At 65.3% G+C, this 13,336-nt stretch carries 13 protein-coding genes; 11 read left to right on the forward strand and 2 right to left on the reverse strand.

Annotated features, from left to right (window positions below; all coding sequences use genetic code 11):
- Positions 1-21 precede the first annotated feature (21 nt).
- From pheT to HHL21_RS02805, 5 genes are all read left to right on the forward strand, one after another.
- A complete protein-coding gene (gene pheT / locus HHL21_RS02785) occupies positions 22-2,448 on the forward strand; it encodes a phenylalanine--tRNA ligase subunit beta (protein WP_169463698.1) in 2,427 nt (808 codons plus the stop codon).
- A 104-nt stretch (positions 2,449-2,552) separates the two neighbouring features.
- Complete coding sequence (locus HHL21_RS02790; protein WP_169463923.1) at positions 2,553-2,912, forward strand: integration host factor subunit alpha; 360 nt, start codon at positions 2,553-2,555, stop codon at positions 2,910-2,912.
- An 8-nt stretch (positions 2,913-2,920) separates the two neighbouring features.
- On the forward strand, positions 2,921-3,343 hold the full coding sequence (locus HHL21_RS02795; RefSeq protein WP_169463699.1) for a MerR family transcriptional regulator: 423 nt from the start codon (positions 2,921-2,923) through the stop codon (positions 3,341-3,343).
- 191 nt (positions 3,344-3,534) lie between these two features.
- Positions 3,535-4,167, forward strand: coding sequence for a response regulator transcription factor (locus HHL21_RS02800; protein WP_054262954.1), 633 nt, complete (start codon positions 3,535-3,537; stop codon positions 4,165-4,167).
- 191 nt (positions 4,168-4,358) lie between these two features.
- Positions 4,359-5,882, forward strand: a complete 1,524-nt coding sequence (locus HHL21_RS02805) for a CHASE3 domain-containing protein (RefSeq protein ID WP_169463700.1) — start codon at positions 4,359-4,361, stop codon at positions 5,880-5,882.
- Here the strand turns inward: HHL21_RS02805 and HHL21_RS02810 are convergent.
- Positions 5,779-6,588 carry a Crp/Fnr family transcriptional regulator gene (locus HHL21_RS02810; protein ID WP_169463701.1) on the reverse strand — a complete coding sequence of 270 codons (810 nt, stop codon included), beginning with the start codon at positions 6,586-6,588 and terminating at the stop codon, positions 5,779-5,781. The two genes, HHL21_RS02805 and HHL21_RS02810, sit on opposite strands and share 104 nt — an antisense overlap.
- 217 nt (positions 6,589-6,805) lie before the next feature.
- On the reverse strand, positions 6,806-8,728 hold the full coding sequence (locus HHL21_RS02815; protein ID WP_169463702.1) for a methyl-accepting chemotaxis protein: 1,923 nt from the start codon (positions 8,726-8,728) through the stop codon (positions 6,806-6,808).
- Positions 8,729-8,838: 110 nt separating this feature from the next.
- Between HHL21_RS02815 and HHL21_RS02820 the strand changes: the two genes are divergently transcribed.
- The 6 genes from HHL21_RS02820 to HHL21_RS02845 all read left to right on the forward strand — a co-directional run bounded on the left by HHL21_RS02820 (position 8,839) and on the right by HHL21_RS02845 (position 13,334).
- Complete coding sequence (locus tag HHL21_RS02820; RefSeq protein WP_169463703.1) at positions 8,839-9,504, forward strand: response regulator transcription factor; 666 nt, start codon at positions 8,839-8,841, stop codon at positions 9,502-9,504.
- Positions 9,501-10,856: a sensor histidine kinase gene (locus HHL21_RS02825; protein ID WP_169463704.1), complete on the forward strand. Its 1,356-nt coding sequence runs from the start codon at positions 9,501-9,503 to the stop codon at positions 10,854-10,856. The genes HHL21_RS02820 and HHL21_RS02825 overlap by 4 nt, the downstream gene beginning before the upstream one ends.
- Positions 10,857-10,946: 90 nt before the next feature.
- Positions 10,947-11,534 (forward strand): GspH/FimT family pseudopilin, encoded by a 588-nt coding sequence (locus HHL21_RS02830; protein WP_169463705.1) that lies wholly within the window; start codon positions 10,947-10,949, stop codon positions 11,532-11,534.
- A gap of 11 nt (positions 11,535-11,545) precedes the next feature.
- Entirely contained in the window at positions 11,546-11,992 is a 447-nt protein-coding gene (pilV, locus tag HHL21_RS02835; protein WP_169463706.1) for a type IV pilus modification protein PilV, read from the forward strand.
- On the forward strand, positions 11,992-12,792 hold the full coding sequence (locus HHL21_RS02840) for a PilW family protein (protein WP_206085525.1): 801 nt from the start codon (positions 11,992-11,994) through the stop codon (positions 12,790-12,792). Before pilV ends, HHL21_RS02840 begins: the two co-directional genes overlap by 1 nt.
- Before the next feature lie 2 nt (positions 12,793-12,794).
- The gene (locus HHL21_RS02845) at positions 12,795-13,334 is read left to right on the forward strand and encodes a pilus assembly PilX family protein (RefSeq protein ID WP_169463708.1); all 540 of its coding nucleotides are present in this window, start codon (positions 12,795-12,797) and stop codon (positions 13,332-13,334) included.
- The last annotated feature ends 2 nt before the right edge of the window (positions 13,335-13,336 follow it).

Here is a 13,336-nt window from a genome sequence, read left to right on the forward strand (position 1 = left end):
TCGCGGCTGAAGGCTTAGATTATGCAATTTTCCGAAAACTGGCTCCGTACCATGGTCGATCCGAAGATGACTTCGGATGAACTGTCGCATTTGCTGACGATGTCCGGTCTCGAAGTCGAGGAAGTGGAGGCGGTCGCGCCGCCATTTTCGAACGTGGTCGTGGCCGAAGTACTGGACGTGTCCAGGCACCCGAACGCCGACCGCCTGAATGTGTGCACGGTCGATGTCGGCACCGGCACCCACCTGAACATCGTCTGCGGCGCGCCGAACGTGCGCGCCGGCATGAAGGCGATCTGCGCGATGGCCGGCGCCGTGCTGCCGCCAGGCGCGGACGGCAAGCCGTTCGAAATCAAGGTCGGCCAGCTGCGCGGCGTCGAATCGCAGGGCATGATGTGCTCGGCGAAGGAACTGAAGCTGTCGGAAGAAACCAGCGGCCTGATGGAACTCCCGGCCGACGCGCCGGTCGGACAGAATATCCGCGACTACCTCGCGCTGAACGACCTCAAGTTCACCATCAAGCTGACCCCGAACAAGGCGGACTGCCTGTCGGTGCTGGGTGTGGCGCGTGAAGTGTCGGCGCTGACCGGTACGCCGCTGCACGTGCCGACCGCGCGCGCGGTGGCGGTGTCCAGCGACGAAGTGCTGCCGGTGACGATCAGCGCGCCAGACCTGTGCGGCCGCTTCACCGGGCGCGTGATCCGCGGCCTGAACGCGCGCGCCGCCACGCCTGAATGGATGAAGCGCCGCATCGAACGCAGCGGCCAGCGTTCGGTCTCCGCGCTGGTGGACATCTCCAACTACGTGATGCTGGAGCTGGGCCGTCCGTCGCACGTGTTCGACCTCGACAAAATCCACGGCAAGATCGACGTGCGCTGGGGCCGCAAGGGCGAGTCGCTCAAGCTCCTGAACGGTAACACCGTCGACGTGGATGACTGGGTTGGCGTGATCGCCGACGACCAGCAGCTCGAATCGCTGGCCGGCATCATGGGCGGCGACTCGACCGCGGTCTCGCTAGACACGACCAATATCTACCTGGAAGCGGCATTCTGGTGGCCGAACGCCATCCAGGGCCGCGCCCGCCGCTTCAACTTCTCGACCGATGCGGCGCACCGCTTCGAGCGCGGCGTCGATTTCGCCACCACCGTCGAACACATCGAACGCATCACTTCGCTGATCCTGGAAATCTGCGGCACGCCAGGCGCCACCGTCGGCCCGGTCGACGACCAGGTCGTCAATGTGCCGCAGCGCCAGCCGGTAACGATGCGCACCGCGCGCGCCCAGAAAGTGATCGGCGTGCCGGTCACCGACGTGATGGTGGCCGATATCTTCACCCGCCTGGGCCTGCCGTTCACCCAGCAGCCGGGCGAGTTCGCGGTGACCGCGCCGTCCTACCGCTTCGACATCGAGATCGAGGAAGACCTGATCGAGGAAGTCGCGCGCGTCTACGGCTTCGAGAATATCCCGGCCAATCCGCCGGTCGCCGCAAGCGCCATGCTGGCCGCGCCGGAAGACACCCGCTCGCTGTTCGCGCTGCGTCACCAGATGGCCGACCTCGGCTACCAGGAAGTGGTCAACATGAGCTTCGTGGAAACTGCGTGGGAAGCCGACTTCTCCGGCAACCTCGACCCGATCAAGCTGCAGAACCCGATCGCCAGCCAGATGAGCGTGATGCGCTCGTCGCTGATCGGCAGCCTGGTCGCCAACGTGCGCTACAACCTGAACCGCAAGGCGGGCAGGGCGCGCCTGTTCGAGATCGGCGCCATCTTCAAGCGCAATCCGCAGGCGCAGGACGGCCCGCTGTCGGTGGCCGGCTTCGAGCAGCCGAAGCGCCTGGCCGCGATCGCCTACGGCCCGGCCGTGGACGAGCAGTGGGACGTGACGACCCGCGCGGTCGATTACTTCGACGTCAAGGCCGATGTCGAGGCGATGTTCGCCCCGTACGCGCTGCGTTTCGTCAAGGCGGACCACCCGGCGCTGCACCCGGGCCGCTCGGCGACCATCGTGCTGGAGGGCCGCGACATCGGGTTCATCGGCGAGCTGCACCCGCGCTGGCTGCAGAAATACGAGTTGCCGCAGGCGCCAGTGCTGTTCGAAGTCGATGCAGTTGCGCTACAACAACGGCCATTGCCAAAGTACGAAGAAGTTTCGAAGTTCCCGGGCGCCACGCGCGACCTGGCGCTGGTCGTCAAGCAAACCGTTGCGGCACAGGATCTGTTGGATGCTTTTAATGCGGAGATCGCTGCTAATCCGGCCGGACGCATTGTGCAAGCCATTGTTTTGTTTGATGAATATCGGGGCGCGGGCCTCGAAGCGGATGAAAAAAGCCTTGCTTTCCGCTTTAGCTTGCAAGATACTCAAACCACCTTGCAGGACGACCAGGTCGAGCTTCTGATGACGGCTGTGGCCAGTGCGGCGAGACAAAAACATCACGCAAAATCGCGTGGATAAACCCATCCGAAACGTAGCTTTAAAGGCAGGGCTGGAAAATTAATAACAATGACGTAGATTCGGCCGTCCTCCAATCGGCACTGGCGGCTGACTTGCATCGTGCGATGCTGGACGCCAAGGTACGCCAGGCGGCCGAGAAGGATATGCCGACCCTGACCAAGGCCGAGCTGGCCGAGCTGCTGTTCGAGCAGGTCGGCCTGAACAAGCGCGAAGCCAAGGACATGGTCGAGACTTTCTTCGACGAAATCCGCAATGCGCTTGAGCGCGGCGAAGCGGTCAAGCTTTCGGGCTTCGGCAACTTCCAGTTGCGCGACAAGCCGCAACGCCCGGGCCGCAACCCGAAGACCGGCGAAGAAATCCCCATCACGGCGCGCCGCGTCGTGACTTTCCACGCCAGCCAGAAACTGAAGGGTATGGTTGAAGAAACCAGCCCGGCGGCTTCCGCACTGCAGCGCGCCGCCTGATTTAGCCGATGAACGACCGTCTCGCCAAGTCCGACCTGGTCGCGCTGCCACCTATCCCGGCCAAGCGCTACTTTACAATCGGCGAAGTCAGTGACTTGTGCGGCGTCAAACCGCACGTACTTCGCTATTGGGAGCAGGAATTCACCCAGCTAAAGCCGGTCAAGCGGCGGGGTAACCGCCGCTATTACCAGCACCACGAAGTGCTGCTGATCCGCCGTATCCGTGAACTGCTGTACGAACAGGGGTTTACGATCAGCGGGGCGCGCAATAAACTCGATAGCCGCGCCAGCGACGCCGCGCCAGTCCATGAAGAGTGGGCGGCCTTCGAGGGCGGGCGCGACACCACCAAGGGCCTGCACGCTCCTCTCGATGGAGCATTGATACGCCAGGAACTCCTCGCCATCCTGGCCTTGCTGAAGCACGAAACCTGAGCTTGCTGCCGAAAGGGGTGCGCCGCCACTCTTTCTTGTCAATTTTGCATCGAACCGCGCACATGCCGGCGCACTCCTGCATTGTTTGCTATGCCGGGCGCGCCTGGTGAGTGCTAGAATGTTAATCTTGTGTTTGCCGACGGGACACATGCGCAGCACTTTCCTATGCCAGGAAAATTTAAGGGAAGACAATGATACGCGTTGCCATTTGTGACGATCACCAAATTGTAAGAGCAGGTTTTAAACAGATTTTTTCTTCGTCGCCGGACTTTGATGTCGTCGCCGAAGGTGCCACCGGCCGCGAAGCCCTCGATATCGCGCGCCGCGAGATTTGCGACGTGCTGCTGCTGGACATCGCCATGCCCGACCAGAGCGGCATCGACATCCTGCGCACCATCCGCCAGGGCCAGCCGAACCTGCCGGTACTGATCCTGTCCGGCTATCCGGCCCAGCAGTACGCGCTGAACCTGTTCAAGATGGGCGCCAACGGCTACCTGAACAAGGAATGCGAAGCCGACGAGCTCAAGACCGCGGTACGTACCGTGTTCCAGGGCCGCCGCTACGTGTCGTCGACCGTCGGCGAGCTGCTGGCGCAAAGCTTCGACCGCGATCCGAATACCGCCCTGCATACGGAACTGTCGGACCGCGAATTCCAGGTGTTCCTGCGCCTGGCCAAGGGCGCGACCGTCTCCGACATCGGCGTGGCGCTGTCGCTCAGCATCAAGACGGTGTCGACCTACCGTACCCGCATCATGGAAAAAATGGGTTTGCAGTCGAACAGCGACCTGACCTACTACGCCATGAAAAACAACCTGCTCGACTAGGCAGCGTACCGCAACGGGCCGTTCTGGGCCGTTCGCTTTTTGGGGCGCGCGGCAAAAATTCCGCAACGCAATACAACTTTCCACCCTGTAAGACGCCTCCCGCTACTGCCGAGTTTAGGCTGCATCGCACCATGTTCCCGGTCTATAATGACCGATGAGCTTGCAATGTGGCATGCATAAGGAGTCCGACGATGTACTTCACCACAGAACCCGATGGCGCACCGGCGCTGCCGTTCTATGCGACAGTGCTTGGCCTGATGTGCGTGCTGATCCTGGTCGTCAACGGCGTCAGTCTTTTCCATAATCTCTCTTCTCTCAACGGCGCCAATGCCGTGCAGGGCAAGACCGCGCAGGTCAGCGACAAGCTGCAGAAACTGAACGTGCTGGTGATGGACGCCGAGAGCAGCATGCGCGGCTATTACCTGTCCGGCTCGGATGTCTACCTGGGGCCGATGCGCACCGCCTCGGCCGAGATCGAACCCCAGTTCCATGAACTTGAAACCCTGCTGGCCGGCAGCCCGTCGCAGCTGCGCAACCTGGCGCAGTTGCGCACGCTGGTGCGGCGCAAGCTCGATGTGCTCGCCCAGACCCTGGCCGTGTACCGCCTGGGTGGACTGGAAGATATCGCGAAGATCGCGGCGACCGCCGACAGCAAGGCTGACATGGATGAGATCCGCCTGCTGCTGCTCATCATGTCGAAGGAACAGCACGAACTGACGGCGGCGCGGCGCGCGGAGTTCAATGCGGAATACCAGGAGGCGGTGTTGCTTGGCATCGGGATTAACGCGGCGGCGATCCTGGTGATCGTGTTGTTTTATGGACTGATCCGCAGCAGCTATTTTGCGCGGCTGAGGACCCAGCGTGCCTTACAGCATGCGAACGACAACCTGGAAACGATGGTGGCAATGCGTACCGAGCAGTTGTCGGTGCTGTCGCGCCACCTGATCAAGCTGTCGGAAGAAGAGAAATCACGGCTGGCGCGCGAACTGCACGACGAGCTGGGCGCGAACCTGACGGCGATCAGCATCGACATCAACTGCGCCGCCGATGAATTGCGCAGCGAACACGCGCACATCGCGCAACGGCTGGACCGCGCACGCATGACCCTGGTCACGACGGTCGAACTGAAGCGGCGCATCGTCGAAGACCTGCGCCCGAGCCTGCTCGACAACCTCGGACTGGCGGCGGCACTGCAAAGCTATTGCGAAGAATTCGCCGTCGTGACGGGGCTCGAATGCGAGGCGCTGATCGAAGGCGACGTCGATGTGGCGGGCCCGATGCACGCGATCGCGGTGTTCCGCATCGTGCAGGAAGCGCTGAACAATATCGCCAAATATGCGGGTGCGCGCACGGTCATTGTGCACCTCGCGCGCGAGGCCGGGGGCCTGGCGCTGGAGGTGTCCGATGATGGTGTGGGTATCGATGTCGATGCCGTCAGCAAGCCGAAATCGCACGGCTTGCTGGGCATGCGCGAACGCGCTCTGCTGTTGAACGGAAGCTTGCAGGTGAAACGCGGGGTGAACGATGTCGGCACCTGTGTCGAAGCGTTCATCCCGCTGGCCGAACCGGACGAGGAGGGCGGCGCGGCGCCCCGCCTGCCGGTGGCGGAACTTAGCGTGCGGCCACGTCCATCAGCAGCCGGTCGTATTCCGTCTTCGCAACCTTGTAGCACTCTCCGGCATACTCCTCAAGGCCTTGACGGTCAATTACGGTGATGTTGCCGCGGCGGTACTGGATCAGTCCGTCGTCCTGCAACTTGCCGGCCGCCGCGGTGATGCTTTCGCGGCGCACACCCAGCATGATCGAGATCAGTTCCTGGGTCACCTTCAGTTCGTTCGATGGGGAACGGTCGAGGCGGTCGAGCAGCCAGCGGCACAGTTTCTGTTCGATCGAGCTGTGGCGGCCGCCGACGGCGTTCTGGGCCATCTGGGCGAACAGCGCATTGGTGTAGCGCATCAAGAGCTGGGGCAGGGCGCCGCCCTGGTTGAAGGCGTCGCGCAGGAACTGGGTCTTGAGGCGGTAGCCGTAGCCCGCGCTCTGGATCACGGCGCTGCACATGGCGCGCTCGCCCATGAACAGGGACACGCCGACCACGCCTTCGTGTCCGACAACCGCGATTTCAGTGGTCGCGCCGTCTTCCATCACATACAGCAGCGAAACGATCGCGGTGGTTGGGAAATAAACGTAATCAAGCTTGCTGCCGAATTCAAACAGCTCCTTGCCGAAAGGCATGGGAACCAGTTCCAGGTGTTCAAACAGCGTTTCCAGGTCATTCCGTGGAAGGGCGGCGAGCAATTCATTCTGCTGGGTACCGCTGAGGCTGACAACTGGACGGGACGCAACTTTCAATTCCTTCGCGCTGACAGGAATCTGGTTTACCGATGCTGTTTGTGCGGCGTTACCAAGTTGGACGTTGTTCATTTTTTTCCTCACTAATCTCTAATAACCTCAGGACGATCCCGCCATGACTACCTGGCGAGTCGCGATGTGTGAACATTAAGGCTATAGTCTGTTGGCGAACATAAGATTAGCAGTCGCACCCATGTAGGCAGTATGCATAATGTTTTGTCGTCCTAGTCCTACTGGAGGAATTAGCGAGAATTGCCACTTTTATAGGCAATTTGACAAGCATTTTGTTTCAATTGAGCAACGCTCGGCATGGCTGAGTGCGCTCGAGCGTGAACATGCTCACCGCCCGCGTCAATTCATCGGTTTCGCCGTGCAGCAATTGCGAGCCGTCGCGCGCATGCCCGACCAGTTCGCCGTTGCGGCGGGTCATCGCATCGATGCGCGCGATCGCGCCTTCCAGCTGGACCAGCTCGGATGCCTGGACCCGGCCGGCCTTGTCCATTTCCCCGATCAGGTGCTCGACCTGGCCCACCGCCCTGGCCAGCTCGCCGATCGTCGATCCTGCCGCGGCCACCAGCGCGTTGCCGGTATCGACGGTGGCCACCGAGCTGCCGATCAGCTGCTTGATCTCGCGCGCCGCCTCGGCCGAACGCTGGGCCAGGCTGCGCACCTCGGTCGCGACCACCGCGAAGCCGCGGCCCTGCTCGCCGGCACGGGCGGCTTCCACCGCGGCATTCAAGGCCAGGATATTGGTTTGGAAGGCGATGCTGTCGATCACGCCGATAATGTCCGATATCTTGTGCGAACTTGCGCGGATCGATGCCATCGTCTCGACGACATCGCCGACCGCGCGCACCCCGCGCGCAGCGACCCCGGCTGCGGCGCCGACCAGTTCGCGCCCGGATGCGGCATGCGCCGCGCTGCGCTTGACGCTGGCGCTCAGCGAACCCATCGACCCGACGGTCTCGGACAGGGCGCCAGCCTGCGCCTCGGTATGGCCCGACAATTCGGCATTGCCGTGCGCCAGCGCCTCGGTCGCCTCGCCGATCGTTGCCGCGCCGGCGCGGATGTCGGTCACCAGGCCTGCCAGCGCTGACGCCATGCGCCCGAAGGCGTTGACCAGGTCGCCGATCTCATCGCTGGCGTGCGAGCGCATGCGGACGGTCAGGTCGCCTTCGGCGGCGCGCTGGACCGCATGGTTCAAGTGGCCAATGTCGCGCGAGAACGAGATATAGAAGCCGGCGAACAGCCAGCCGGCCAGCAGCAGCGCCGCGCCGATGCCGGCCAGCACCAGGTTGCGGTGCAGCGCCTCGCGCGCGGCGCGCGCCGCCAGCATGGTGTCCAGTTCGCCCATCACCGCCGCGCCCAGCGCGTGCAGCTTGGCGGCGGCGGCGTTGCCTGCGGCAAGGTACTGGCTGCCGGAAGTCTGGTTATACGAGTTGCTGACTTCATCGCGGGTGCGGTCGAGGAAGGCAAGGCCCGCCTTGAACGCCTGGTCCCCGCCCAGGTTGGCGAGGCCGCCGGCGGCGCGGTCCAGTCCATGGCGCGCGACCATTGCGGTGGCGTTGATCAACTGATCCTCGTTGGCCTCGAACAAGCCGGTGTCGATATACGCCGAGCCGCGCGCCGCGATCGCGGACAGGCTCTCGGCCAGCTCGGGCAGCGTGTGCACCGATGCGCCGATCAGGACGTCGCTGGCGGCGACCGGGTCCAGGCTGAGCCCGGAAAGTTCGGCGACGCTGACCGCCAGCTTGCGCAGCGCCGCGAGGACGGCGGTGTGGCGCGCCATGCTGTCCTTCGCGCTGGCGCCGGGCTGTGCGGCAGCAAGCGCCGCCCAGCCCTCGCGTACCGCTGTCCAGCCAGCCAGTCCGGACACGGAGCCGGCGCCGGCCTGGTGGGTATCGAGGGCCGCGATGCGCTGTGCAATGGACGCGCGCACCGCCGCGTCGCCGGCCGGCGCGCGCGTCGACAGGCGCAGGTGCTCGGCGCCCCGGTGCAGCTGGAGCAGCCGGACGATCTCATGGACCTGCACGATGTAGGCCGCGCCCGCGCGCTCGGACTCGCTGGCGGCGATCGACTTTTGCAGTTCGGCCAGCAGCAGGGCGCTGACAAGTACCAGCGGCACCAGCACCACATGGCAGACAAGGATGAATTTGGGTAACAGGCGCAGGTGCTGCATCAGCGCGACGGCCGGGCGAAACAGGAAAGTCATCGATATGTCCAGGTTGCATTAGTTGTCATAACGCAATAATGCAGATCGATTGTGACGCGATGATGAATTGCAGCATAATGTCCGCACCCCAACACACTGACGTAGGCCGCATGCATGTTCTCCTGGTAGAAGACGACTCCGTACTGGCCGATGGCCTGTCGCGCATCCTGCAGGGGCATGGCATGCAGGTCGAGGTGGTCGGCGATGGCTTGCAGGCCGACCAGGCGCTGCAGCGCGGCGAGTTCGCCGTCGCCGTGCTCGACATCGGCCTGCCCGGCATCGACGGCTTCGAAGTGGTGCGCCGCCTGCGCGCGCGCGCCAGCGCCACCCCGGTGCTGCTGCTGACGGCGCGCGACGCCGTCGAAGACCGCGTGCGCGGCCTCGAGACCGGGGCTGACGATTACCTGGTCAAGCCCTTCGCCACCGCCGAACTGGTGGCGCGCATCCGCGCGCTGGCGCGCCGCAATACCCCCAAGCCGGCCGTGCTTGCGCTCGGCCAGCTGACCCTCGACACCTCGGCGCGCCGCGCCCGCATCGGCGAACGCCCGCTCGACCTGTCGGTGCGCGAATGGGCGGTGCTCGAATACCTGCTCCAGCACACCTCGCGCGTCGTCTCGAAGCAGCAGATTATCGACGCCATCCTGCCGTGGGGCGACGACCTGACCCTGAACGCCGTCGAAGTCTATGTGTCGCGCCTGCGCCTCAAGCTGGCCGACGCCGGCATCGCCATCCGCACCATCCGCGGCTTCGGCTACATGCTCGAACCGGCTGCATGAACAGCATCCGCCTGCGGCTGCTGAAATGGCTGATCGGCCCGATCCTGGTGGTCAACCTGGCCGGGGCCGCGCTGACCTATTTGCTGGCCTGGACCCCGGCCCGGCTGGCGTTCGACCAGGGCCTGTCCGACGCTGCGCTGGCGCTGGCCGCGCGCGTGCGCCAGGGACCGCAAGGGGCGGTGCTCGACCTGCCGGCGCAGGCCGAGCAGGTGCTGCGCGCCGACCGCGTCGACGCGACCTATTTCGTGGTGCGCGGGCCGGATGGCGCGCGGCTCGCGGGCGATGGCGATTTCCCGGCCATCGGCTCGGCCAGCGTGCACGATGCGGTGGCGCGCGGCGAACCGGTGCGCGTGGCGACGGCCAGCGTGCGCGCCGGCGCCGATGTCATCCAGGTCGCCGTCGCCAAGACGCTGCGCAAGCGCGGCCAGATCCGCTCGGCGACCATCCGCGCCCTGGTGCTGGTCGAAGGCCTGTTCACGCTCGCGCTGGCCGGGCTGATCTGGTTCTCCGTCACCAGCGGCCTGCTGCCGCTGTCGCGCATGCGCGCCAACCTGAATGCCCGCGACGGCGCCGACCTCGAACCGATTGCCGACGAAGGCGTGCCGTACGAGCTGTCGCCGGTGGTCTCCGCCTTCAACGACCTGCTCGGCAAGGTGCAGGCCGGGGCGAGGGCACAGCACGACTTCCTCGCCAATGTCGCGCACCAGCTGCGCACGCCGCTGGCGGGCATGAAGCTGCAGCTCGAGTGGCTCGGCCAGCGCCACGCCGCCGACGCCGACAGCGTGCGCTCGATCGGCCTGATGCTGCAATCGAACGAGCGCATGATCCGCCAGACCAACCAGCTGCTGGCGCTGGCGCGTGCGGAGCCGAGCCGCTTCGAAAAGGCGCGGCTTGAGACGGTCGACCTGTCGCAGCTGGTGGCCGAGGTAGTCCAGTACTTCGTCGACGAAGCGGGCAAAAAGGATATCGACATCGGCTTCGACCTGCAGCCGGTGCAGGTGGCGGGCGACAGCTTCCTGCTGCGCGACCTGGTCGACAACCTGGTCGACAACGCGGTGCGCTACACGCCGCCCGGCGGCACGGTCACGGTGCGCTGCCTGCGCGCCGAGGACGGCGCCGGCCTGCTGGAAGTCGAGGATTCCGGGCCCGGCATTCCGCAGCATCAGCGCGCCCTGGTCTTCCAGCGCTTCCTGCGCCTGGATGACCGCATTCCCGGCAGCGGCCTGGGCCTGGCAATCGTCCGCGATATCGCCCAGGCCCATGGCGCACAAATCGTGCTGGCCGATGGTCCCGGCGGATGCGGCATGGTAGTTACGGTGCGCTTTGTGTCGGACGCGACTCCGCGCGAATAGATGTTTCTCTCGGAAAATATTTTTTGACGCGGCGGCGAACATCTTCCTATAATGAAACTTCGCGCCTTGTCCAAAGGCGATGGGAAGACGATGGAAAAATTTGCCAAGCACCAAATCCGGCCTGGCAGCAGCGACGGCTTCAGCCTGTCGGAATTGCTGGCGACGATAGCCATCGTCGCCGTCGTGACCTCGGTCGGCCTGCCGATGCTGCGCGGCTTCATCGATGATGCCGCGGTGTCGACCGCTGCCGACCAGATGCTGGCCGCCTTGAACTACTCGCGTTCGGAAGCGGTGAAGCGCAACACCCGCGTCACCATGTGCCGCAGCGTCGACGGCGCCACCTGCGCCGCCGAAGCGGCGGTCGGCGACTGGCGCCGTGGCTGGATCATTTTCGTCGATGCAGATGACGCCGGCGCCCTCGACGCCGACGACCAGGTCCTGCGCGTGCAAGACGCGCTGCCGGGCAGCGGCGCGCTGCTCGCCGGCGGTGCGGTGGCCGACTATGTGTCGTACGCTAGCAACGGCCAGGCCAGGCTGGCCGACAACAGCGCCCAGACCGGCGTATTTACCGCATGTGCCGAATCGGCAAGCGCCAAACGGCGCCGGATCGCACTGACCGCCGGCACCGGCTGGGTCGGCGTCGATATCCTGGCCGCCTCCGCCAACTGCAGCAGCTGACAGGAACTCCCATGAAACGCCAGCACGGATTCTCCCTGGTTGAAGTCCTGGTCACGATGCTGGTGGTCAGCATCGGGCTGCTCGGCATCGCCGGCCTGATCGTCACCAGCATGAAGAACAACCACAGCGCGCAGTCGCGCAGCCAGGCCAGCGTGCTGGCCAACGACATCATCGACCGCATGCGCGCCAACCGCAGCGTCGCCGAATTGTCGCCGTCGCCGTACCAGCTCGAACTGGGGGCGGAGGCCGATCCGGGCGCCGGCGTGCCGGGCGCCGACCTGGCCGAATGGCTGGCCGCGGTGCAGGCCGGGGTGCCGTCCGGGCAGGGTGCGGTGCAGTTCGACGCCGCCACCCGCAACGTCACCGTGACGGTGCAGTGGAACGATACGCGCGCCAGCGGCGACGGCGCCACGGTCGGGCTGCCGGCCCAGCAGCTGGTGGTGGCGACGCGCCTGTGATGGCCCGCCCGCGCAGCCAGCGCGGTCTTGGCCTGGTCGAGGTGCTGGTGGCGATGGCGCTGGGCCTCGTGATGCTGGGCGCGGTCGGCTATCTGTTCGTCGGCAGCAAGGAGATGAACCGGAACCAGGCCGACCAGGCCCGCATGCAGGAGAGTGCGCGCAACGCGATGGATGTGGTGGGCAAGGCGCTGCGCCAGGCCGGCTACAAGCTGAACGTCGACCAGCCGCTCGGCGGCGATGCGCTCGAAGGCAGCGACGGCGGCGGCAGCGGCGCCGAGGCGCTGTCCGACACGCTGGTGGTGCGCCACGATCCGGCCTGGGTCGCCGACAGCGCGGTCCCGCCCAATCCCTTGCTGGGACACGAAAGCAATTGCGAGGGCGTGACAGTCGTCTCCAACAACCTGCCCGACGCCACCACCGGCGCGGCGCCGGTCAACGCCAGCATGGTCGAATACCGGTTCGCGGTCGAAGGCGGCAAGCTGCTGTGCCGCGCCGATCCCGGCGCCGCCGCGGGCGGTGTGGTGGTCGCCGACAATGTCGAGAACATGCAGGTCAGCTACGGCATCGGCAACGGCGCCGAGGCAATCCTGAACTACACCGACGCCCCCGAGCCGCATGAATTCGCGCGCGTGTCGGCGGTGCGCGTCAGCCTGCTGATCCGCGGCCCCAGCCCCAACATCGTTACCGGCGCCGGCCAGGAATACATGTTCAACGGCGCCAGCGCCACCAGCAGCGACGGCCACCTGCGGCGCGTCGTCACCTCGACCTTCACCGTGCGCAACCAGACCCGATGGAAATGACCATGCCCCACACGCCCGCGCGGCAGCGCGGCGCCATCCTCGTCACCGCACTGATCTTCCTGCTCGTGCTGACCATGTTCGTGCTGGCCATGGTGCGTAGCGGGACGCTTGAGGAGCGCATGGCGCGCAACGCGCGCGACCAGCAGGTCGCGCTGCAGGCGGCGGAATCGGTGCTGCGCGACGCCGAGGCGACCTTGTTTACCGGCGCGCCCTTCGACCCCTACGATTCGAGCAGCTTCAGCGCCACCTGCGAGGGCGGCCTGTGCCGCCAGCCCGACGCGGCCAGCAGCTGGCGCGAGATCGACTGGAGTTCGGAGACGCTGACGCGCACCTTCGCCACCAGCGCCAACCACATCGGCGCGCTCGACGAGCAGCCGCGCTACATCGTCGAAATCGTCAGCCCGCCGTTCCGGACCTCGAGCGCCGGCCAGTGCGAATACGGGCTGGCGCGCATCACCGCGCGCGGCCAGGGCAACGGCGGCGCCGCCGCCTTCGTGCAGTCGACCGTACGTTTCCGCGTCTTCACCAACATTTGCGACTGAGA

Origin of the sequence: Massilia polaris, from assembly GCF_012927275.1 — a bacterium.
Lineage (GTDB): Bacteria > Pseudomonadota > Gammaproteobacteria > Burkholderiales > Burkholderiaceae_D > Telluria_A > Telluria_A polaris.